The sequence below is a fragment of the Rhizobium sp. BK376 genome, from assembly GCF_004341625.1.
Taxonomy (GTDB): Bacteria; Pseudomonadota; Alphaproteobacteria; order Rhizobiales; family Rhizobiaceae; genus Rhizobium.
Window position 1 is genome coordinate 15,190 of the sequence record NZ_SLZG01000030.1, and the last position, 20,172, is coordinate 35,361.

The 20,172-nt window shown below is 60.8% G+C and carries 14 protein-coding genes; 7 read left to right on the plus strand and 7 right to left on the minus strand.

What is annotated here, in order from left to right; all coding sequences use genetic code 11:
* The first annotated feature begins 23 nt into the window (after positions 1-23).
* The 5 genes from otnK to EV561_RS38140 all read left to right on the plus strand — a co-directional run bounded on the left by otnK (position 24) and on the right by EV561_RS38140 (position 5,174).
* Entirely contained in the window at positions 24-1,289 is a 1,266-nt protein-coding gene (gene otnK, locus EV561_RS32285) for a 3-oxo-tetronate kinase (protein ID WP_132527989.1), read from the plus strand.
* A complete protein-coding gene (gene otnC / locus EV561_RS32290; RefSeq protein WP_132527990.1) occupies positions 1,286-1,933 on the plus strand; it encodes a 3-oxo-tetronate 4-phosphate decarboxylase in 648 nt (215 codons plus the stop codon). Before otnK ends, otnC begins: the two co-directional genes overlap by 4 nt.
* A 412-nt stretch (positions 1,934-2,345) precedes the next feature.
* Positions 2,346-3,365 carry a patatin-like phospholipase family protein gene (locus tag EV561_RS32295; RefSeq protein WP_132527991.1) on the plus strand — a complete coding sequence of 340 codons (1,020 nt, stop codon included), beginning with the start codon at positions 2,346-2,348 and terminating at the stop codon, positions 3,363-3,365.
* Between the two features lie 3 nt (positions 3,366-3,368).
* Positions 3,369-4,832 (plus strand): GntP family permease, encoded by a 1,464-nt coding sequence (locus tag EV561_RS32300; RefSeq protein WP_132527992.1) that lies wholly within the window; start codon positions 3,369-3,371, stop codon positions 4,830-4,832.
* A 39-nt stretch (positions 4,833-4,871) separates the two neighbouring features.
* Positions 4,872-5,174, plus strand: a complete 303-nt coding sequence (locus EV561_RS38140) for a hypothetical protein (RefSeq protein ID WP_245513134.1) — start codon at positions 4,872-4,874, stop codon at positions 5,172-5,174.
* 187 nt (positions 5,175-5,361) lie between these two features.
* Here EV561_RS38140 and EV561_RS32315 read toward each other — a convergent pair whose 3' ends face one another.
* Positions 5,362-13,851 (minus strand): glucoamylase family protein, encoded by an 8,490-nt coding sequence (locus EV561_RS32315; RefSeq protein ID WP_132527993.1) that lies wholly within the window; start codon positions 13,849-13,851, stop codon positions 5,362-5,364.
* Between the two features lie 559 nt (positions 13,852-14,410).
* On the opposite strand from EV561_RS32315, the gene EV561_RS32320 reads away from it, so the two are divergent.
* Positions 14,411-14,914 carry a hypothetical protein gene (locus EV561_RS32320; RefSeq protein WP_207910633.1) on the plus strand — a complete coding sequence of 168 codons (504 nt, stop codon included), beginning with the start codon at positions 14,411-14,413 and terminating at the stop codon, positions 14,912-14,914.
* Positions 14,915-14,955: 41 nt separating this feature from the next.
* Here EV561_RS32320 and EV561_RS32325 read toward each other — a convergent pair whose 3' ends face one another.
* Both EV561_RS32325 and EV561_RS32330 read right to left on the minus strand, forming a co-directional pair.
* A complete protein-coding gene (locus EV561_RS32325) occupies positions 14,956-15,747 on the minus strand; it encodes an aldolase (RefSeq protein WP_132527995.1) in 792 nt (263 codons plus the stop codon).
* 23 nt (positions 15,748-15,770) lie between these two features.
* Complete coding sequence (locus EV561_RS32330) at positions 15,771-16,472, minus strand: haloacid dehalogenase type II (RefSeq protein WP_132527996.1); 702 nt, start codon at positions 16,470-16,472, stop codon at positions 15,771-15,773.
* A gap of 87 nt (positions 16,473-16,559) precedes the next feature.
* On the opposite strand from EV561_RS32330, the gene EV561_RS32335 reads away from it, so the two are divergent.
* Complete coding sequence (locus EV561_RS32335; RefSeq protein ID WP_132527997.1) at positions 16,560-17,468, plus strand: LysR family transcriptional regulator; 909 nt, start codon at positions 16,560-16,562, stop codon at positions 17,466-17,468.
* Positions 17,469-17,585: 117 nt separating this feature from the next.
* Here the strand turns inward: EV561_RS32335 and EV561_RS37430 are convergent, their stop codons facing one another.
* The 4 genes from EV561_RS37430 to EV561_RS32350 all read right to left on the minus strand — a co-directional run bounded on the left by EV561_RS37430 (position 17,586) and on the right by EV561_RS32350 (position 20,160).
* Positions 17,586-17,729 (minus strand): hypothetical protein, encoded by a 144-nt coding sequence (locus EV561_RS37430; protein WP_165927999.1) that lies wholly within the window; start codon positions 17,727-17,729, stop codon positions 17,586-17,588.
* Positions 17,729-18,226, minus strand: coding sequence for a hypothetical protein (locus EV561_RS32340; RefSeq protein ID WP_132527998.1), 498 nt, complete (start codon positions 18,224-18,226; stop codon positions 17,729-17,731). The genes EV561_RS37430 and EV561_RS32340 overlap by 1 nt, the downstream gene beginning before the upstream one ends.
* Positions 18,227-18,343: 117 nt before the next feature.
* A complete protein-coding gene (locus EV561_RS32345; protein ID WP_132527999.1) occupies positions 18,344-19,279 on the minus strand; it encodes an AraC family transcriptional regulator in 936 nt (311 codons plus the stop codon).
* Positions 19,280-19,326: 47 nt separating this feature from the next.
* A complete protein-coding gene (locus EV561_RS32350) occupies positions 19,327-20,160 on the minus strand; it encodes an oxidoreductase (protein ID WP_132528000.1) in 834 nt (277 codons plus the stop codon).
* Between the last annotated feature and the right edge of the window lie 12 nt (positions 20,161-20,172).

The following is a 20,172-nucleotide window of genomic DNA, read 5'->3' on the forward strand; positions in this document are numbered from 1 at the left end:
TTCCCTACAAGCAGGAGAACGACATGTTGCTGGGCGCAATCGCCGACGATCTCACGGGGGCAACCGACCTTGCCTTGATGCTCTCGCGTGAGGGAATGCGGACCATCCAGACGGTGGGCGTGCCGTCGCCAGCGTTTGATCCCGGTAATGTCGATGCGGTCGTCGTTGCACTGAAGTCCCGAACCAATCCAGCTTCGGAAGCGGTGGCGATGGCGCTCGACGCATTCGCATGGCTGAAAGCTGCAGGAGCACAGCAATTCATCTTCAAATATTGCTCGACATTCGATTCCACTGCAGAGGGTAACATCGGTCCGGTCAGCGACGCGCTCGTAAAGGAGCTGGGCACCGACCTGACCATCGTATGCCCGGCTTTCCCTGCAAATGGCCGGACGATCTACAAGGGACATCTCTTCGTCGGCGACCAGTTGCTCTCGGAAAGCCCGATGCGCAATCACCCCCTGACGCCTATGACCGACAGTTCGCTCGTCCGGCTCATGGCCGCCCAGTCGAAAATGAAGGTCGGCCTGGTCGCCCATGACGTCGTCGCACGCGGAGCCGATACCATCAGGCAAGCTTTCGCAAATGCACGCGCGCGGGGCGAGCAGGCGTTGATCATCGACGCGCTCTCGGACCAGGATTTGCGTGCCATCGGCGAGGCGGCGGCCGAGCTGCCATTGATAACCGGTGGCTCCGGCATTGCGATCGGCCTGCCGGAGAATTTCCGTCGACGAGGGCTCCTGTCATCCCGGGCTGGCGTCGTTCACTTTCCTTCGCCTCCCGGCAGGGCAGCGATCCTCGCCGGATCCTGTTCCGAGGCGACGCGGGCCCAGATCAAGGCTGTGATCAGCGCCGGACAACCGGCATTGAAGCTCGACCCGATCGACATTGCCAATGGGCGCATTGCCGTTGACAAGGTGGTAGAGTGGGCAATTGCTCAGGATAAGCACACGCCTTTGATCTATTCGAGTGCCGATCCTCAGGAGGTGCGCGCGGCACAAGAGGTTCTCGGAAGACAGAAAGCCGGCGAGTTGGTGGAAGATTTCCTCGCCAAGACCGCTACGGAGCTGAGGCTGAAGGGTGTAAGGCGGCTGATTGTCGCTGGCGGTGAGACCTCGGGAGCAGTCGTCGGCGCGCTCAAGCCCTCGGCCCTTTATATTGGCCCGGAGATTGATCCGGGTGTCCCCTGGACGCTGACGATGGGGGACGAACAGCCAATGGCCCTGGCGCTCAAATCCGGCAATTTCGGCGCGCCTGACTTCTTCATCAAAGCCTGGGAGCTCTTGAAATGACGGCGACACTGTCTGAGGAAATGCGCCTGCGCGACGAGATCGTCGAGGTCGGCAAATCGCTGTTCGACCGCTGCTTTACGTTCGGCTCAACCGGAAACATCAGCGCGAGATTGTCGAACGGCGATCTCTTGATGACGCCCACCAACGCCTCGCTGGGCGCGCTTGATCCGGAGCGCTTGTCGAAATTTTCTGCCGAAGGGGTTCATATTGGCGGCGACAAGCCGACCAAGGAAGCCTTCCTGCATCAGTGCATGTATTGCGAACGCAAGGCCACCGGCGCAGTCGTGCATCTGCATTCGACGCATGCTGTTGCCGTCAGCCTTATCGATGGTCTTGATCCCGACGATCTGCTGCCACCACTGACCGCCTATTATGTCATGCGGGTCGGCAAGCTACCGTTGGCGCCGTATTTTCCACCGGGTGACGCAGCCCTGGCTGAGGCGGTACGGGAAAAGGCGAGGGACAGCCATGCTGTTCTGCTCGCCAATCACGGTCCGGTCGTTGCCGGAAAATCGCTGCGCGAGGCACAATATGCCACCGAGGAGCTGGAAGAGACCGCCAAATTGTTTTTGATGCTGCGCGGCGAAAAGATCAGACCACTGACGCCGGAGCAACGGGAAAGCCTGACGAAAAGGCAAAACTGATCCTCGGAGAGCCAGATAGGCGCGGGGATTGAGATCATTGTCCGACCATAGGCCGTCCGAAATTGAACGCATGTCAACCGGCGAGGTACCCCGGTTCCCATCAGACACCCCGAACTGAAGCTCCGCGTATGCTACCGTAAGATACATGCGCTGCAACCGTTTCGTCATGCTGCGTGTACCAACAGCGGATATGGCTGTTGGCAGGCAGCGCGACGTGGAGCGGGCAAGATTGACCACCGGCGATACGATATACATCGACGGCGGGTACGATATCATGGATTAGGCCACCACCTCAGGGCACGCCCCGAGTGTTATCCGGCCCCTTCGGATCGCTTGATTTGTGCCAGAACTCACTCAACCTATTCGATTTCTCATATCAGAGGGCGGAAAAAGATGATCAGGGCTGCGTGATATGGACCGCTCCCTCCTCCTCGTGGACCTGGCGCTGCAAGGCGGCGGCGCCCATGGTGCCTTTACCTGGGGCGTGCTCGACCGGCTGCTTGAGGAAAGCTGGCTGAGCATCGAGGGCATTTCCGGCACGTCTGCCGGGGCCATGAACGCGGCGGTATTGGCGGACGGCTTCGCCCATGGCGGGCCGGAAGGCGCGCGCGAAGCGCTCGACCGCTACTGGCGGGCAGTCTCGGATGCCGCTCGCTTCTCTCCTTTCCAGCGCAGTCCGCTGGACCGGATGCTCGGCCGCTGGACCATGGATACATCGCCCATGTTCATCGGCATGGACGTCATCTCCCGTCTTTTCTCTCCATACGACCTCAATCCCGCCAACGTGAACCCGCTGAGGCGTATCCTTGAGGAAGAGATCGACTTCGACCGGCTTAAGACATCACCCATCCGCCTCTTCATCACTGCCACCAACGTGCGCACTGGACGTGGCCGGGTGTTCCGCAATTCGGAGATCTCGCCGGACGTGCTCCTCGCCTCGGCCTGTCTGCCGACCCTCTTTCAGGCCATCGAGATCGATGGCGAGCACTACTGGGACGGGGGGTATTCGGGAAATCCAACGCTTACGCCACTGGTGCGCGAGCTGAAATCCGACGACACCATTCTCGTCCCGATAAATCCTGTCGAGCGCCCCGGCACGCCACAGACGGCGGCGGAGATCATGAACCGGCTCAACGAGGTCTCGTTCAATGCCGTGGCCCTCAAGGAGTTGCGCATGATCGCCCTCCTGCGCAAGGTGGCCGACCCCGGCAGCGCCGAAGGAGCCGCATGGGCGAAAATGCGCGTCCACATGGTGCCGAACCCGCTGATGGCGACGCTCGGCTACTCTTCCAAGCTCAATGCGGAATGGGACTTCCTCTCCATGCTCAAGGAGGAGGGACGCAACAGCGCCGAGGTATTCCTCGACAGGCATGGCCATATGCTTGGCGTCCAATCCTCGATCGACCTCGACGTGCTCCTGGAAGGGGTTTGAGCCATGGGGCTTCTTGGCATCCTCGTCGGTCTCGCCGTCCTTATCTTTTTCGCTTTCCGGGGGGCGAGCATCCTGATCCTCGCGCCGCTTGCGGGCCTGATCGCAGCCGCCTTTTCCGGCGAACCGCTGCTCGCAAGCTGGACGCAGACCTTCATGCGCAATGCGGCGGACTTCATTGCACAGTTCTTTCCGCTATTCCTGCTTGGTGCGCTGTTCGGCAAGCTGATGGAAGATTCAGGCTCTGTATCCTCGATCGCCAATTTCATGACGCAAAAGCTCGGAGCGGAGCGCGCGATCCTCGCCGTGGTGCTGGCCGGCGCCATTGTCACCTATGGAGGAGTGAGCCTGTTCGTCGCATTCTTCGTGCTGGCGCCCATGGGCATAGCACTGTTCGCCGAGGCGGGCGTGCCGCGCCGGTTGATGCCGGCAGCCATCGCGCTCGGCACCTCCACTTTCACCATGTCGGCGATGCCGGGCACGCCATCCATCCAGAACGCCATTCCGATGCCGTTCTTCGGCACCACCCCCTTCGCGGCACCCGGGCTTGGCGTCATCGCTTCGGTCATCATGCTGGGCTTCGGCATGTGGTGGCTGAAGCGGAGAGAGGTTTTGGCGCGCGCGAACGGAGAGGGCTTCGGTCCCTCGGTTGCGCTCGCGACTGAATCGGCGGAAGCTGCGGCGGATGATCCGATCGTGCGGGAGCGAGCCACCACTGCGCGCGAATTCGACCCGGTGGAGGTTCACCACAGCCAGGAGGCGGCCAAAGGTCCGCCCATCGTGCTCGCGGCGCTGCCCGTCATCGTGGTGATCATCATCAACCTGCTGATGTCCTTTATTGTCCTGCCGCGCATAGATACCTCGTTCCTCGCTTTGCCCCAATGGGGCGAAACGAGCGTCTCGGCGGTCGGAGGCGTCTGGTCGGTGATCGTCGCGCTGCTCGCCGCCATCATCACCGTCATCGCGATCAATTTTCGCAGCATACCGGCCTTGCGCGCGACCATGACGGCCGGCGCCAACGCCTCGGTCCTGCCGATCCTGTCGGTGGCGAGCCTTGTCGGCTTCGGCGCCGTCATCGCTGCGCTGCCGGTATTCGCGGATGTGCGCGCATGGGTGCTTTCCATCGGCGGTGGCCCGCTGGTGTCGCTGGCGGTGGCGACCAACATTCTGGCCGCGCTTACCGGTTCCGCCTCCGGCGGCCTCACCATCGCGCTTGATGCACTCGGCCCCACCTACATGAAAATCGCAGCCACAATCGGCATGGATCCGGCATTGATGCACCGTGTCGCCGTCATCGGCTCAGGTACGCTCGACAGTCTGCCCCATAACGGTGCGGTGGTAACGCTGCTTTCCGTATGCGGCGTAACCCACAGGGAAGGATACCTCGACATCGTCATGGCGGCCGTCGTGGGAGCCCTCCTTGCCCTTGTGGTGGTCATTGTGCTCGGTTCACTCTTCGGGAATTTCTAACGCGGACAATATTAATCGAAACGCGTCAGCCAGCGCTGGGTGTGCTTCATCGCTTCCGGGGTCGAACGCGCGGCGACAGGATTCGAAGCGGACGGACTTCAGGGCCTCGGCAGCCCGGCGGTAGTCGTCGAGCACAATGCCTTGCGTTACGTCCCCGAACCGGGGCTGATCGCCGGCCCGGATTACGATCCCGCCATTGCGGGAATACGTTTAGCAATGCGGCCCGAGCGCTGTTGTGAGCGTCTCGTGTCCGCCCAGGCGCTCGAGAATATCCTTGCCCAGGATCGTCAGCCAGTGGACGGATTTGATCGACCTGCCGCCGCCCTGGTCGGGTTCCACTGAAGATCGGACCAGGTCGGAAAAATCGAAACCGGGGAAGCGATGTCACCCATTAGCTCGAGATTTTCCGACATCCATCACTCCCCGTTTCAACCTATCCTGCCTCGCGAGCCGATCGAGTGAATTTCGTTTTCGACGAGGCGGCAGATAAATCCGCCGCCCGCCTAATACGCATGAAACCGGTCATGCATCAGTTCAGACGGGGTCCCCCATCAATCCGCTTCATTTCCTCTCCGTCGATGAGAACCACCGGGCCGGCATTGTCGACGGGTTTAGATACAGCGATATGATGCTCTTTGCCTTCGAGCTGGATTTTCGCTTCGAAGCCGCTCCAGTCGCGAGGCAGATTGGGCTCGACGAACAGGACACCTTGCTCGATCCGAATGCCCAGAATGCCTTCCAGCGCAGCCCTGTAGAGCCAGCCGGCCGAGCCGGTATACCAGCTCCACCCGCCGCGCCCCTTCAACGCTCCTTCGCCATAGATGTCACCGGCAACGACATAGGGTTCGATCCGATAGACTTCCGACGCATCCTTATCCAGCGCGTGCTGAATCGGGTTGAGCATCTGGAAGCAGCGCCAAGCGTCGTCCGGCCGTCCCATGCGCGCAAGTGCCATGACCACCCACGTCGCCGGATGCGTGTATTGGCCGCCATTTTCGCGCACGCCCGGGGGATAGGCAGCGATATTTCCAGGATCGTGTGCCGGATTGACAAAGGGCGGCGTCAGCAGCCGAACCAGCTGTCCGTCCTCGTCGGCGAGCTTCTCCAGCGTCGCGTTCATCGCGCGAGTGCTGCGCTCCGCATCGCCCTGTCCTGACAAGACGCTCCAGGATTGAGGCATGGAATCGATTATACATTGATCGGATGTGCTGGATCCGAGCGGCGTTCCGTCGTCGAAGAAGCCGCGGCGATAGTATTCGCCATCCCATCCGGCCGCTTCGACCGCCTGCTTCAAGATCCTGACATGGTCGGACCACCGGTTGACGCGTTGGGTGTCGCCGCGCTCTTCGGCAATCCCGACGAAGCGGCTCAGCGTGCCAAGCAGGAACCAGGCGAGCCATACGCTCTCGCCTCGTCCTTCGACGCCGACGCGATTCATCTTGTCACACCAGTCGCCCGCCAGCATCAGCGGCAATCCGTTCGCCCCGGTCCGCTTGATCGCAAGGTCGAGACCGCGTGCGGCATGCTCGTAGAGCGAGGCATTCTCGGCCGAAATGCGCGGCTGGAAAAACGCATCGTGCTGACCGGCACTAAGCTCGGCTCCTTCGATGAAGGGGAGCGTCTCGTCGAGGATCGAGCGATCTCCGGTCGCGGTTTGATACTGGTCGAGCGCATAGGCAAACCAGACGACATCGTCGGAGATGTTGGTGCGCACGCCCGCGCCGCTATCGTCCAGCCACCAATGCTGGAAGTCGCCTTCGACGAACTGGCGTCGTCCGGCATTGCGGATCTGGTTGCGCGCATATTGCGGAGAGTGGCTGAGGAAGGCCAGCGAATCCTGCAACTGGTCGCGGAAGCCCCAGGCGCCGCTCGCCTGATAGAAGGCCGTGCGGGCCATGATACGGCAGCTCAGCGTCTGGTATGGCAGCCAGGTGTTCACCAGGAAATCGAGGCTGCGATCCGGTGTGGTAATGTGGACCTTGCCCGTGAAGTCGGCCCAGAAGGCCTTCGTCCGGTTGATGACGTCATCGAAGCTTTCACCGCGCAGCTCCGCGACGAGCGCTCTCGCTTCCTCCGTGGAGCCCGTGTCGCTCATATAGAAGACGATTTCACGGGTCTCGCCAGCGACAAGCGTGAGGTCGAAGGCCATGGCGGCGGCCGGATCACCATCGGGTTCAATCGAATCGGAGAGGACGATGCCGCCCGATGCTGCACGCGGCTGTTGCATCGTGCCGTGGCGCCCGACGAATTCCCGCCGGCTGCCCGAAACGCTGGTTGCCGTCTCGCTTGCCGCGAACGTTGCCACACGCGAGGAAAAATCGACGCTGAAGGGGTTGGTCGCGAAGATCGCACCGGAGCCCTGGTCGTATTCGGACAGGATAAACGGCTTGGTCTTGGTCGGATGGCTTCCGAGAATCCACTCGGCGTAGCCGTAGAGACGCAGATTGCGCGGCTCGGACGACTTGTTGCTGATGCGCAATTGCGTCAGCTTGATCGGCCGCTCGGCGTCGATCGTCTGCGTCACTGTCAGCGCGATCTCTTCCTGCTCGGTCGAAAAGACCGAATAGCCAAGACCGTGACGTGCTTCGAAGCGCGTCGAGGCGTCCTGGGCCAGTGCGGCATAGGGTACGATCGTCGCCGCGCGGTCGAGGTCGCGTAGATAGAATGCTTCGCCCGGTCGATTGATGACGACATCGTTGGTCCACGGCGTCAACAGATGGTCGCGGGAATTCTGGCCCCAGGTGAATGCAGCACCTTCCGCCGAAACGCCGAAACCGAATTTCCCGTTCGAGATCACGTTGATCCACGGATGCGGTGTCGGCTCGCCCCCGGAAAGACGGATGACATATTCGCGTCCGTCCTGCGTAAAGCCGCCATATCCATTCCAGAACGCCAGGTCGGCGCCGTCGACGGTCGAAGAAGCGGTCTCTTCGCGCCTCATCCGGGGGACCAGCGTGGAATCGCCCCATTGGCCGAGAACGGCTGGAGAGCCCGAAATCGTCAGCGCGTGCTCAAGCTGCTCTCGCAGGTTTCCATCGCGTCCGAGCAACACGATCCGCGATGCCGCAAGAATGGCCTCATAGGTGCGTGGCTCGGTCATGTCCTTGCGCAGCGTATAGATGTTGCGCTGGATGCCGGCGATCTCGCTCGTGTGTCGGGCCGCGTCGCAGAGCTGGTCGATCGTGCGCTGCATATCCTGTGCAGGCGTGCCGGTCTGCTCGTTGAAGATGACGAGGTCGATTTCCACGCCGCGTGACTGCAGGAAGCCTTGCGCGCGCAGCAGTTCCTTCAAGAGGTCTGTGCCAAGCTCATCGGTGATCCGCAATGTTATCAGCGGCGCATCGCCGGATAGTGTCGCAGCCCAGAGGACCGATTGCGGCTGAAGACCGCGGCGAACGGCAGCTGCATCTGCGCGCATCGCCATTTCCGGATAGACGAGGTAGCGGGCCAGTCGCTGGTAGATCGCGGCCTCTTTCGAGTTGATTCCGACCTGGCGCAGCTGGTTTTGCGTGCGCGTCCAGGCCTGAACGAGTTCCTGGGTGAAAACGTCCGGTTTGCGATAATGGGCCGCTGCCGTCTCGAGTTCGCTGCGGGTCGCAGCAGCGATCGTCCAGAAGGTGAGGGAAACCTTTTCGCCCGCCGGAACGCGCACGACACGCCGCAGCGATACGCAGGCATCCATCGTGAAACCGTCGGATCCCGACAAGGTCGCGCCCGGATCGAATGCGGCTGCTTCGGTCAGGCTTCTGCCGCGGCCGAGGAAACGCATGCGATCGGTCTCGAACTGCGTGGCGGAGGCGGAATCGCCGTCGTCGACGACAAGGTGAGCGATCACGATCTGGGGATCGGTCAGCTCGCGTTTCTGGCGCTCGACGAAGATCGTATGATCCTTTTCGCTGATATCCGTCTTCAGGAACATGCGCGCGAAAGCCGGGTGACCGGTATCGACGCCGTCATGCGCAGCCACGGGCTCCATGTAGGAGGTGACTTCGATCAGCCGATCTTCCGTGCCCGTATTGGTCAGCGTCAGGCGCCGGCCTTCGGCATCATGATCGCTGGCGATGAAGACCTCGAGGTCGCTCGTCAGGTTTCCGACGGTCTTGGAGAACTCGGCGCGATCGTCGCTGAAGCTCGTGCGCGTATTTTCGTTGGCAATCGAGCGTGGCTCGGCCGTCGTGGACCACCATTCATTGGACGAGGCGTCGCGCAGGAAGATGAAGCTGCCCCAACGATCCTCGGTCGGATCGGCACGCCAGCGCGAGACGGAAAGCCCGTTCCAACGCGAATAGCCCGAACCGGTTGCCGTCAGCATGGTCGAAAGGCGGCCGTTGGAGAGAAGGACGATGTCGCGTTCACGCGATGCCGGATCTTCCACCCGACGAACTTCGGGACGCATGAGGTCGCCCTGGACCATGGCGACCGCGTCAGTCTCGTGCTTTGCGGTCATCTTCGGCACGTCACGGGGTGCCTTTTCCTGCAGCAGCAGCTCGGCAGCTTCGATCACGGGATCGGCGTGGAACAGTTCACGCAGCAGGCCGTCGAAGACGACATTGGCGACTGCGGCAATCGACATGCCGTGATGGTGCGCATAGTAATTGTAGACGACAGCGCACTTCTTGCCCTCGGGCACGCGGCTCGGTGTGAAGTCGACGGCATCGTGGAAGCCGTACATGCCGAGCGCACCGAGTTCCCGCAGCCGGTTGAGATTTTCGAGTGCCGCTTGAGGCGCAAACTGGCTGGCGAGGATCGAGGCATAGGGCGCGATGACGGCGTTCTGGCCAAGACCGCGCTTCAGGCCGAGCGTCGGAACGCCGAAATTGCTATACTGATAATTCATCTGGTGGTCGCTGGCGTTGAAAGCCGCTTCCGAGATGCCCCAGGGCGTGCCGAGCCGGCGCGCATAATTCATCTGTTCCTGAACGATCAGATTGTTCGTCTGGTTGAGAATACCGCCCTGGCGCTCCTGCATGACGAGCGGCGGCATCAGATACTCGAACATCGAGCCGGACCAGGAGACCAGCGCGCCGCGCGAACCGACGGCGACGACATGGCGGCCTAGCTTGTACCAGTGCTCGGTCGGCAGATCGCCCTTGGCGACTGCAAAGAGGCTGGTCAGGCGGGCCTCGGAGGCGAGCATGTCGTAGCAGGCGGCATCCACCTCTTCGGTTTCGACGCGGAAGCCGATCGACAACAGCCGGCGTTCGGGACGGTAGAGGAAGCTGAAATCCATGGCGAAGGCGGTGTCGCGCGCGCGATCGGCAACGGCGAGCAACCGCGTGCGGATCTCTTCAGCCTTCGCCGCATCAACGTCGCCATCCGAAAGATGAGCGCGGCATGTCAGGACAAGGCTGTTTGCCCAGCGCACGACTTCGCTGCTGCGACCGGTCTTGACATCACGATCGAGGTCTCGCGCCAGCCGCTCGATGTCCGTGGCAAGCTCGGTAAAGCGGGTCACTTGCGCAGAGGATGCGTCATGCCCCTTGGCCGTCTCCAGCGCGGTCTTGAAGCCGGCGATCAGCTCGACGAGGCGAGCCTTGATGGCGCGGATCGCCTCGTCTTCCTGCGGAAGCTCGGCAAGGACCTCGCGCAGGATATCTGCAACGTCGCCGAGGCCATCGAGATTGCCGCGCGTATGCGCCAAGGGCGCTTCCGCCCACCTGCGACAGGCCGACGATACGGCGATCAGATGGCCGGCAAGATTGCCGCTGTCGACCGCGGAGACATACTTGCGTCCGAGCGGCTTCAAGGTATCGGTGTGATACCAGTTGAACAGATGGCCGCGATACTTCTCCAGGCGATCGACGGTTGCGAGCGTCTGTTCGATGCGGGTGACGGCGTTTTCGAACGAAATCCATCCAAAATGACGCGCCGAAACGACGGAGAGGAGGTAAACACCGACATTCGTCGGAGACGTACGGATCGCAACGACCGCATGCGGCGTCTGCTGGACGTTGTCCGGCGGCAGAAAGTGCTGGCTCGGGATGACGAACTGGTCGAAGTAGCGCCAGGTCCGACGCGCGATCTTGCGCAGATCGCTGGCGACCTGTTCGGGGACGTCCAGGCGGTCTTCGGTCTCCGCGGACTGGCTGACATACCAGGCAACGGCCGGCGACAGGATCCAGAGCAGCGCGAAGGGGATGCCGACGAGATAGGCGCTGTCACCCGGCAAGGCGGCCAAGAAAACGGCGATCACGCCAAGTGCGGGGGCGTGCCACATGACGCGGTAATGGCCGAGGATCGTCTTCTGGGCAACGGCCTGGGCGCTGGCGGCCGTGCGCCACTGCAGCATCAGCTTGCGGCTGACCAGAAGGCGATACACAGAGCGGACGATCGCATCCGCCATCACCCATGCCATGTCGGCGATGAAGACGATGCGCAACGCAACCTGGGCATTGGCGCCGCGTATATCCGTCAAGACGGTATGGAGATGGGCTCTGGCGACGATATCGCTGGTGCGTGGAATGATGCCGTTGATCAGCGACAGTGTCGGCGCCACGAACAGGCTGAAGATCAGCAGCATCTGCCAGAGAAGCGCGCCGAGCGGGTTCAGCCAGGCCCAGCCGAGCAGCGACGCGAAGAACCAGGCGATCGGCGTCAAGGAACGGCGCAGGTTGTCAAACATCTTCCAGCGACCGAGTTCGGTCACACCGCGCTCGGGCTTGAAGATATAAGGCAGAAGCTGCCAGTCGCCGCGCGCCCAGCGATGCTGGCGTGACACTTCGACTTCATAGCGGGTCGGGAAGTCTTCGACGAGCTCGGCGTCGGTCACGAGTGCGCAGCGCGCCATCGAGCCTTCGAGAAGGTCGTGGCTCAGAACCGAGTTCTCTTCGATCTTGCCCTCAAGGGATTTCTCGAAGGCATCGACGTGATAGAGGCCCTTGCCGGTGAAGGTGCCTTCGCCGGTCAGGTCCTGATAGACGTCCGAGACCGCAAAGACGTAAGGGTCAAGACCGCGGTTGACGGAGAAGATGCGCTGGAAGACCGATGCATCCTTGCCGGTCGTGAGCGAAGGCGTGACGCGCGGCTGCAGCACGCCATAGCCGCTGACGACCCTCCGGCTTTCCGGATCGAGCACCGGGCGGTTGATCGGGTGATAGAGCTTGCCGACGAGCTTGGTGACCGTATCGCGCACGAGGCGCGTGTCGGAATCCAGCGTCATGACGTACTGGATGCCCTCAGGAACGATATCGGCGCCGGGCAGGAAGGTCGTGGTGTCGCGATCGCCGCGCAGCAGCCTGTTGAGTTCGTGCAGCTTGCCGCGCTTGCGCTCCCAGCCCATCCAGACGCCTTCGCCCTCACTATAGAGGCGGCGGCGGTGCAGGAGATAAAAACGGGTCTTGCCGTCCTGCGCATAGCGGGCCGAGAGGTCTGCGATCTCGCTGCGGGCATAGTCAAGAACGTCCAGATCGGCCTGCGATTGCTCGACCTTGCTGTCCGGCCAGTCGGTCAGCAGCGCGAAATAGAGTTCGCCGAGCGGATTGGCGAGATAGTGGACTTCGAGGTTGCGGACGAGCTCGTCGACATGGTTGCGGTTGCCGATCAGGGAAGGGATCGTCACCAGCGTGCGGGCATCGTCCGGAATGCCTTCCTTGAACTCGTATCCGATCAGCCGTTCCGGCCTGACGAAATTCGTGACCACGAAATTAAACAGACCCGTCGCGCCTTCGGACGCGGGAAGTGTCAGCAACACAAGCAAGGCGACCGTGATGGAAAGGGCCGTTCCCGACTGCGTCATGGCCCAGCCGACAAAAATCAGCGCGATCAACGTCAGGCAGAGCACCGGCACGGCGATCGCCAGCCAGTTCATGCGCTGCATTGCGCGCAACAGATATTGGCTGACTGGCGTCCGGTAGCCGACGGTTGCTTCAAGTATGCGACGGCCGGCGCCGACGAAATAGTAGCCGACATTGCGCTCGGGCGAAAACAGATCGGCAGGTTCCGCATCGGCGGATTTGGTCAGTCGGACGGCGGCCTGGGCGATTTCCATTTCCGACTTGCCGCTGCGCTTGGCAAGCCTTTCGATCTGCCTGCGGTAGCCATTGCGCGAACCGGGATCCAGTTGTGGATAGTCGGTCTCGGTCAGAAGCAGCATGTCGACCTTGCTGACCTCTTCGACCCAGGTCGACCAGTCCGTATCGTTGATCTCGCGAAGGCTGCGAATAATGCTTCCCATCATCGCATTGCCGCCCGCCAGGCGGCTTTGCTCCAGGTTCACGACGGCCTGTATGTCTGTGCCGGCCTCAGTGAGCTTCGCTTCCAGCCAGGCAAGCGCCTCATCCATGGGCTCGATCGCATTGCGCAAGCGGTAATGAAGCTGTGTTACGAAGGTCGGATCAGAAACGAGCGCGCTGTTGTGCCCGAGCAGATCCGAAGCCTTGCCCGTCGCTGCCGTGATTTGGTCGGCAAGTTCGTTCGCCTTCTTCCGCATCTGGCGGCTGGCGTCGATAAGGGTCCCAACGCGGCGCAGATTGTCGATCAGAACGTAGCGCACCAACGAGGGCAACGCCCAAAGCTCGCCGATCCGCAACGTCTCGGCGTCCTGGAAACCATCAACGACAGCCGCAAGGCCCGCACGGCTGACATTGCTGTGCGAGTGGACGGCATAGAGCCAGGCGAGCGCCAGTGTCCGCGGAATGGAAACACCATCGATCACGATCGTGCGCAATTCGCTAAAGAATTTCCGCGGAAAATCCCTCCGCACCTCCTGGATGGCCTCTTCGACGATATAGTGGTTGTCGAGCAGCCATTCGGCCGCGGAAATAATCGGTTCGCCTGCGTCCACATCAGCTGCGGCAGCGCGATAAACGCGCAGGATTTCAGCCTCGTTCTCGCGATGCCTCTGATAAAATTCAAAATTCTGAAAGCTGGCGACATTGAGCTCATGCGTCTTGGCAAGCTGACGCGCCTCATCTGTCAACTCGCCATTGGACAACAGCGCACCTCTGATTCCCTGATAAGGATCGACAGGTTGCGTCGGCGTTGCTGTCGCGGGCACGTCGTCTATGATTTCAATGTTCATGGCATCCAAAATTTACGATTGTGCCTCGCAATGCGAAGCTTGGGTTAAATGACCAGCATAGCCGAATGCTCGTCTGAAAAGACAAGAAGATTGGCGTGGCGATGGTCATTCTGCGAAACATTGCAGTTCCGTAACCCACCCAAACTGAACTTTTCATGAATGGCGGCTGCCACAGGCACACGGTTTCCGGACGAGCGTATGATCGAATTCCGTAGCCTTCGTTCCGGTCTTCATCTTTCGGGGACGACCCGTGTTCCTCCAGCTCAGTGGGTGAGGTGGACAATCGCGGTGCATAAACTCACCATCGCCACACGGCGGTCTGACGATCTCGCTTTGACTTTGATGGAGGCGTAGGGAAGAGGCCAGGCATGGCGTTAAGCGCTTGCAAAGGGTTTTAGGATGTTACCCAGAAAGAGTGCCTCGGGCGCAGACGACACCCTGGCGGAAGGCCTAGGTCGGGTAAAGGAAAATCCAGAGAAATTTGGGCTCTTCTCACTGGACTTTTGCATGGTCCTCGCTCTGTTGAGTTCCATCGAGAAATGACCCCCGTGCGTTCCACTTGGAAATGACCGGAGCGCATTCGATGAAACAGAAAAGCAGCGTGTCCATGCAACCGGCTCCGAAGGATCGTGCGATTAAAAATAGCGCTTTGGTGCGGTCCGGTGAAAGGAGCGCAAGCGGAAACGCGAACGGCCCGGCTGAACCTTTCCGTCTGGTCTCGGCGCGTGAGCGCGACCTCGGGTGGCGCGCAAAACATGAAGCGCTCGACGATGATGACGACGTCAAGACGCGCATAGCGTCGGCAGCAGATGTCCTCATTTCCTGCCATGTTCTTGAATATCAGCCACGCAACCCAGATATACGCGACCCTGCGAGGAAGTTCACGGAACGCGGCGTTTCTTCGTCAGGACGGGTCGGTCCGTTCGATGCGCTTGTAGAGCGCATCGACGAAGGCCCCGGAAAGACGCTGCATGGGGCGCTCTTTGTACGGAAAAATAGAGGTTGGATCCATCGAGTGGATAATCGTCGCGACGTCCGCCTCAAAGAGAAGCACACGGCGTGACATCGGACGCGTCACCCGCTCAACTCGCCGTTGCGGCAGTATCAGCTTCGATACTCAGGCGCCTGGCGGTCGAGAACGCGCTTGATGCTTTCAAGGTGGAGGCGCGCGCTCTCCGGATCGCCTTGGCGCATTTGCCTTGCCGCCTGTTCGGCGATCTCGTCGGTGACCGGCAGCAGTCGGCGCCCGGTGCTCATCGCCTTGAGCTGAACCTCTGCGGCACGCTCCAGGTAATAGAGATCATCAAAGGCTTCAGCGATGTTAGGCGCGCAGACCATGACGCCATGGTTTTTCATGAACAGGATATCTTTGCCGCCGAGCACAGCAGCGATCCGATCGCCCTCGCGTTCGTCGAGCGCCAGTCCGTTATAATTCTCGTCGACAGCAACACGGCCGTAGAATTTCAGCGCCGTCTGGCCAGCCCAGACGAAGGGAGCGCCCTCGACCATGCTGAGCGCCGTTGCATTCGGCATATGCGTATGGAAAGCCGCACCTACGCGCGGGGACATCTTGTGAAGGCGGCCATGAATGAAGAAGGCCGTCGCTTCGGGCACACCGTCACCGACAATGACATTGCCCTCGAAATCGCAGATCAGCAGCGAAGAGGCGGTTGCTTCTTGAAAGGCCCAGCCCAGCCTGTTGACGAGGAACAGATCCGGATGGCCGGGTACGACGGCAGAGAAATGATTGCAGATGCCTTCCTCGAGCCCGAGCCGCGCCGCCATTCTAAGGCAGGCCGCCAGATCGACGCGGGCCTGCTGGATCTCGTCCGTATCAAGTGGCAAGTTTCGCAATATGGCCGGCTGGCCCCTCGAAAGGTTCAGTTCATGAGCCATGTCTTGTCTCCATTTCGCATTCTTCACATCCAGCCGTTTTCGGCAAACAGGTCAGGCACCTTGTCGAGCATCGGCACGATCTCGTTGGGGCGGTAGTCGCTGAGCGGTTTGCGTCCCGTGCCGCGATCGACCCAGATTGCACGAAATCCCAGTTCGCGCGCCGCGGCAAGGTCAAGATGTGGGCTTGCGCAGATATGCACGAGGTCATCGACGCCGATACCAAGTGTTTTCCAGGCCTGTCGGAAAATCTGTGGCGAAGGCTTATAGGCCTCGGTTTGCTCTGCGGTGATGACGCGGTCGATGGCGCCGCCGAGCTGGGCGACATTGCCGGCAATGATCGCGTCATCCGTATTTGAGATAATGGCAAGCCGGAAACCGGCCGCCTTCAGCCTGCCCAGCGTTTCCACTACTTCAGGAAAGGGCGGCATTCGACCGATCGAGGATGTCACGAGATCGGCGTCGGCGGGATCGAATGGCAGTCCGAATTCCGCCATCGCCAGCTCAAGTGCATGTGCTGTCACCTGGCGGAACGGCCGGTGTGGCTTTTGCTGCTCAAGTTCGTGCTCGTAGCGATCATAAACAGCAATGAATGCCGACTGGTCGATGTCCCGACCCTTTGCCGACAACATCGCATCCATGGCAGCAAGCAGCCCTTCATCCCATTGGATCAATGTCCCGTAGCAATCGAAGGTTAGCCAGCCTGGTTTGTTTCCTGGAAGTGTCATCCCGTCTCTCCATGATTTAGCTGATATTGACAAACAATGAGGTCATTGAGAAATTAAATGTCCCCATCATGTTCAGTGTGAAAATGAATGAGCTTTCCTTTCGATCTGGATCTGTTGCGAACCTTTGCCGCGGTCGTTGATGCAGGCGGTTTCACGCGAGCAGGCGACCGCGTCCATCTCACCCAGTCGACCGTCAGCCAGCAGATCAAGAAGCTCGAGGCCAACATCGGTCACAGCCTGCTCCTCCGCGACAGGTCGACCGGCGGCATCCAGACGACCGAGGAGGGCGAAGTTCTCCTGAGCTATGCGCGTCGCATTTTGGCAACCGCCGAGGAAGCAACCGACATCATGCGCAAGCCCGCTGCTCCAAAGACCGTCAGGCTCGGCGTTCCCGAGGATTTTGCGGGCCGCAGACTTATCGATCTCCTCTCTGGCTTTTCCTCAGCGTCGCCGCATGTCAGGCTTGATACCGTCAGCGGATGGAGTGTCGAACTTCGTCGCCTTCTTCATGCTGACGAGATCGATCTTGCGCTGATTAAGCGCGAACCCGACGAAGGGGCTTGTCTGGCGAGTTGGACAGAGGAGCTGGTCTGGGTCGAAAGCATGGACCGTCCGGTCAGGGATGATCCGGTTCCGCTCGCTGTCTTTCCTGTCGGTTGCATCTATCGCGAGCGGGCGATCCGCTTTATCGAGCAAAGCGGAAGGCGCTGGCGTATTGCCTATACGAGCCAGGGTCTGATGGGCGTGCAGGCTGCGGTCGCTTCCGGCCTTGGCATCAGCCTCTTGCCGTCGGATGCGGTTTTGCCGGAACATCGCCCGCTCGATGCCGCAGACGGTTTCGATCCTCAGCCGTCGTCGGAGCTTGCTCTCGTCAAGGGGCGGTCGCGCCTGTCGCCGGAAGGCCGTTCGTTGGCGGATTTCCTTAGGGCTAATCTCTTCGTCCGCGAAAGGGAGAGTGGGGAGACCGCCAGGGCTGGCTTTCGGTTTAGGACTTAGTGGGATCTTGCGCGGCGTAGAAACGAAGCGCCCTTGGTCTGAAGATGGAGAGCGGCATGCCGAAAGTGCCGTCAAGCACCCGTCGTTCCGAATATCAGACAAGTGCTTTATCCGCCCCTACGATCCGTCCGGCCGCTTTCCGCAGCCGGAAGTGCCGATCAGCGTCAGAAACCCGCCGTCGCAAATGGTCAACGAGACGCCCTTGAGAACAATGGTGTCGCCGTAGCCTCTCGACACGGCGTCAATTTCGATCGCCGCCATCAGCTCTGTCCTTCCGGGAGGTTCCGGTGCAGAGGATTGCCGTCCATCGAGGCGCCATTCTTGCCCAGATGGGACAAAATGGTGGGAGCAAGGTCTAGGACGCTGGCGCTCTCGATGCGCTGGCCGCCGGTCTCGACCCCCCGGCCGGCGGCCATGAGAAACGGCATCTGCTCGAAATCTCCGAGCCCGCCGTGCTGGCCGGCGCCGATCGTGTCGTCCTTGTCGCCGGCCCGCCTTGCGGCGATGCTGGTACCGGCGACCCCAAAGGCGTTCGGCTGTGCCGTCGCAAGCATGGAAACGGCAAAGGCCGGCCCCGCTCCTATGGGAATGCCGAAGGCGGCGAATTCGTGCCTTGCGAGCACAAGGCCGGCCCAGCGGCGGCTACGAAGAAAGGCCGCGACCTGCGCTAGGTGGCCGGCGGCATCGGGATGCACGTAGACCAGGATTGACGTGCCGTTGGACGCGACGACGACCGAGGCCACCAACAAGAACACCATCTAATCCGAGGGGTATCCAGGCGAAAATACAGGGTTCGATCCCGTTTTTGCGGTAGGTGTCTAGCGCATGGATGAAGCCACGCCTTGCAAGGTCGTAGCGATCAAACCGCAGGCACTCTAAGCGACAGCAAGGATCGCACGGATGTCGGTTTTGGGAGGCACACCGAAGAGGCGTCGGTATTCCCTGTTAAACTGGGTGGCACTCTCGTAGCCCACACGCAACGCGGCACTTCCCGCGTCCAGCCGTTCGGTGATCATCAGGCGACGAGCTTCGTGCAAGCGCAGGTGCTTTTGGTACTGAAGCGGGCTCATCGCTGTCAGAGCGCGGAAATGGTGATGCAGGGTGGATTCCCCGAGTCCCGCGATTTCCGCAAGTTGCTCGACGCGAAATGGCTGCTGGAAGTGATCACGCAGCCACCTGACTGCCGCCGAAACCCGGTTCGTCTGCGTTCCGACTTCCACTACCTGTCGAAGTCGAGCGCCGACGGGACTGACCAACGCGCGGTAGATGATTTCCCTTTGGATCGAACGGGAGAGAATTGGAATATCCTGCGGTCGATCAACCAGTTCAAGTAGGCGGAGCGCGGCGTTCAGCAATTGCGCGGTCACAGGTCCGACCGCCAAAGCTGGCTCATTGGCCGTCGTCGAATATCTCAACTGATCGACTTCGGCGATCAGTTCGCGCGCCAGCTCCAGGTCGATGACCTGCTTGATCGAAATATACGGGTCCGTTTGCGTGGCATTCAGGACTTGGACCACTGTGGGCAGGTCGAGCGCAGTGAGCAGGAAGTGCGCCTGATCGTAACGGTAGGTCTCGTGTCCAAGGATGACTCGCTTCTCGCCTCTAACGATTAAGGCAAGTGACGGTTCGTACAGGAACGATGCCGGCGCGGCCATGGACATGCGCCGATGAAGGGACAAGCCGGGGACCGCTGTTTCTGTGGACCCTTCGCCATCGAAGTGGCGCACGAATATCGAGACCATTCGGCGGCGGATCGCCTCGGAAGCCTCGGCATCCATAACCGGTTCCATACTGATGCCGAGGTTGCTCAATTGATATCAACTTTCCATTGAACGATCTGTGATTAGCGGAGTGGCGTTCAATTTGGGAAGTCGGTCGACAAGGTCAACCCTTTCCATTCTTCAGCGTTGGCCTCAAGAGACTTGGCCGCCTTACTGAGCACCGCATAAGCGTCCGATCCGGTCGCGAGCCGGGCAGGTGGGTCTGCCATGTTGACCAGCGAGAGGATCGTAGCCCCGAATTTGACAGGGTCGCCGATTTGCTGATGGTTGTTTGCTTCAAGGTCCTGTCGTCGTTGCGACGAAAACATATGATAGTCTTCGATGGAAATCTGGCCGAACCGGACAGAACTGCCATCGAGGAAGTCCGTCCGAAAGCGCCCGGGATAGACGCAGCTGACCTTGATGCCAAACGGTGCGACTTCACGACCAAGGCCTTCCGACCAACCCGAGACGGCATGCTTCGTCGAGCAGTAGACCGACGACCCGGCGAAGCCTTCTATGCCGGCAATGGACGATATCGTGATGATATGCCCGGATCGCTGGGCACGCATGATCGGCAACACCGCGCGTGTCACGTCGAAGACGCCGAAGACATTCGTTGCGAATTGCTGCGCGAGCGTGGTCCGCTCGATCTCCTCGAATGCGCCGAGTTGCCCGTAGCCGGCATTGTTGACCAAGACATCGATACTGCCAAGCTTCCGATTCGCTTCGCCCACCGTAGCATCTATGGCAGCTGGGTCGGTTACATCCAGAGCGAGAGCCTGCAGTCGGTCGCCGTAGCCCGGCAGCGCATCTTTGATCTGCCCCGGATTGCGGGCGGTGGCGACTACCGTGTCGCCGACATCGAGAGCGGCGCGCGCGACTTCCATCCCGAGGCCACGGCTGGCCCCGGTGATAAACCAAGTTTTCATTGTTTTTGTCCC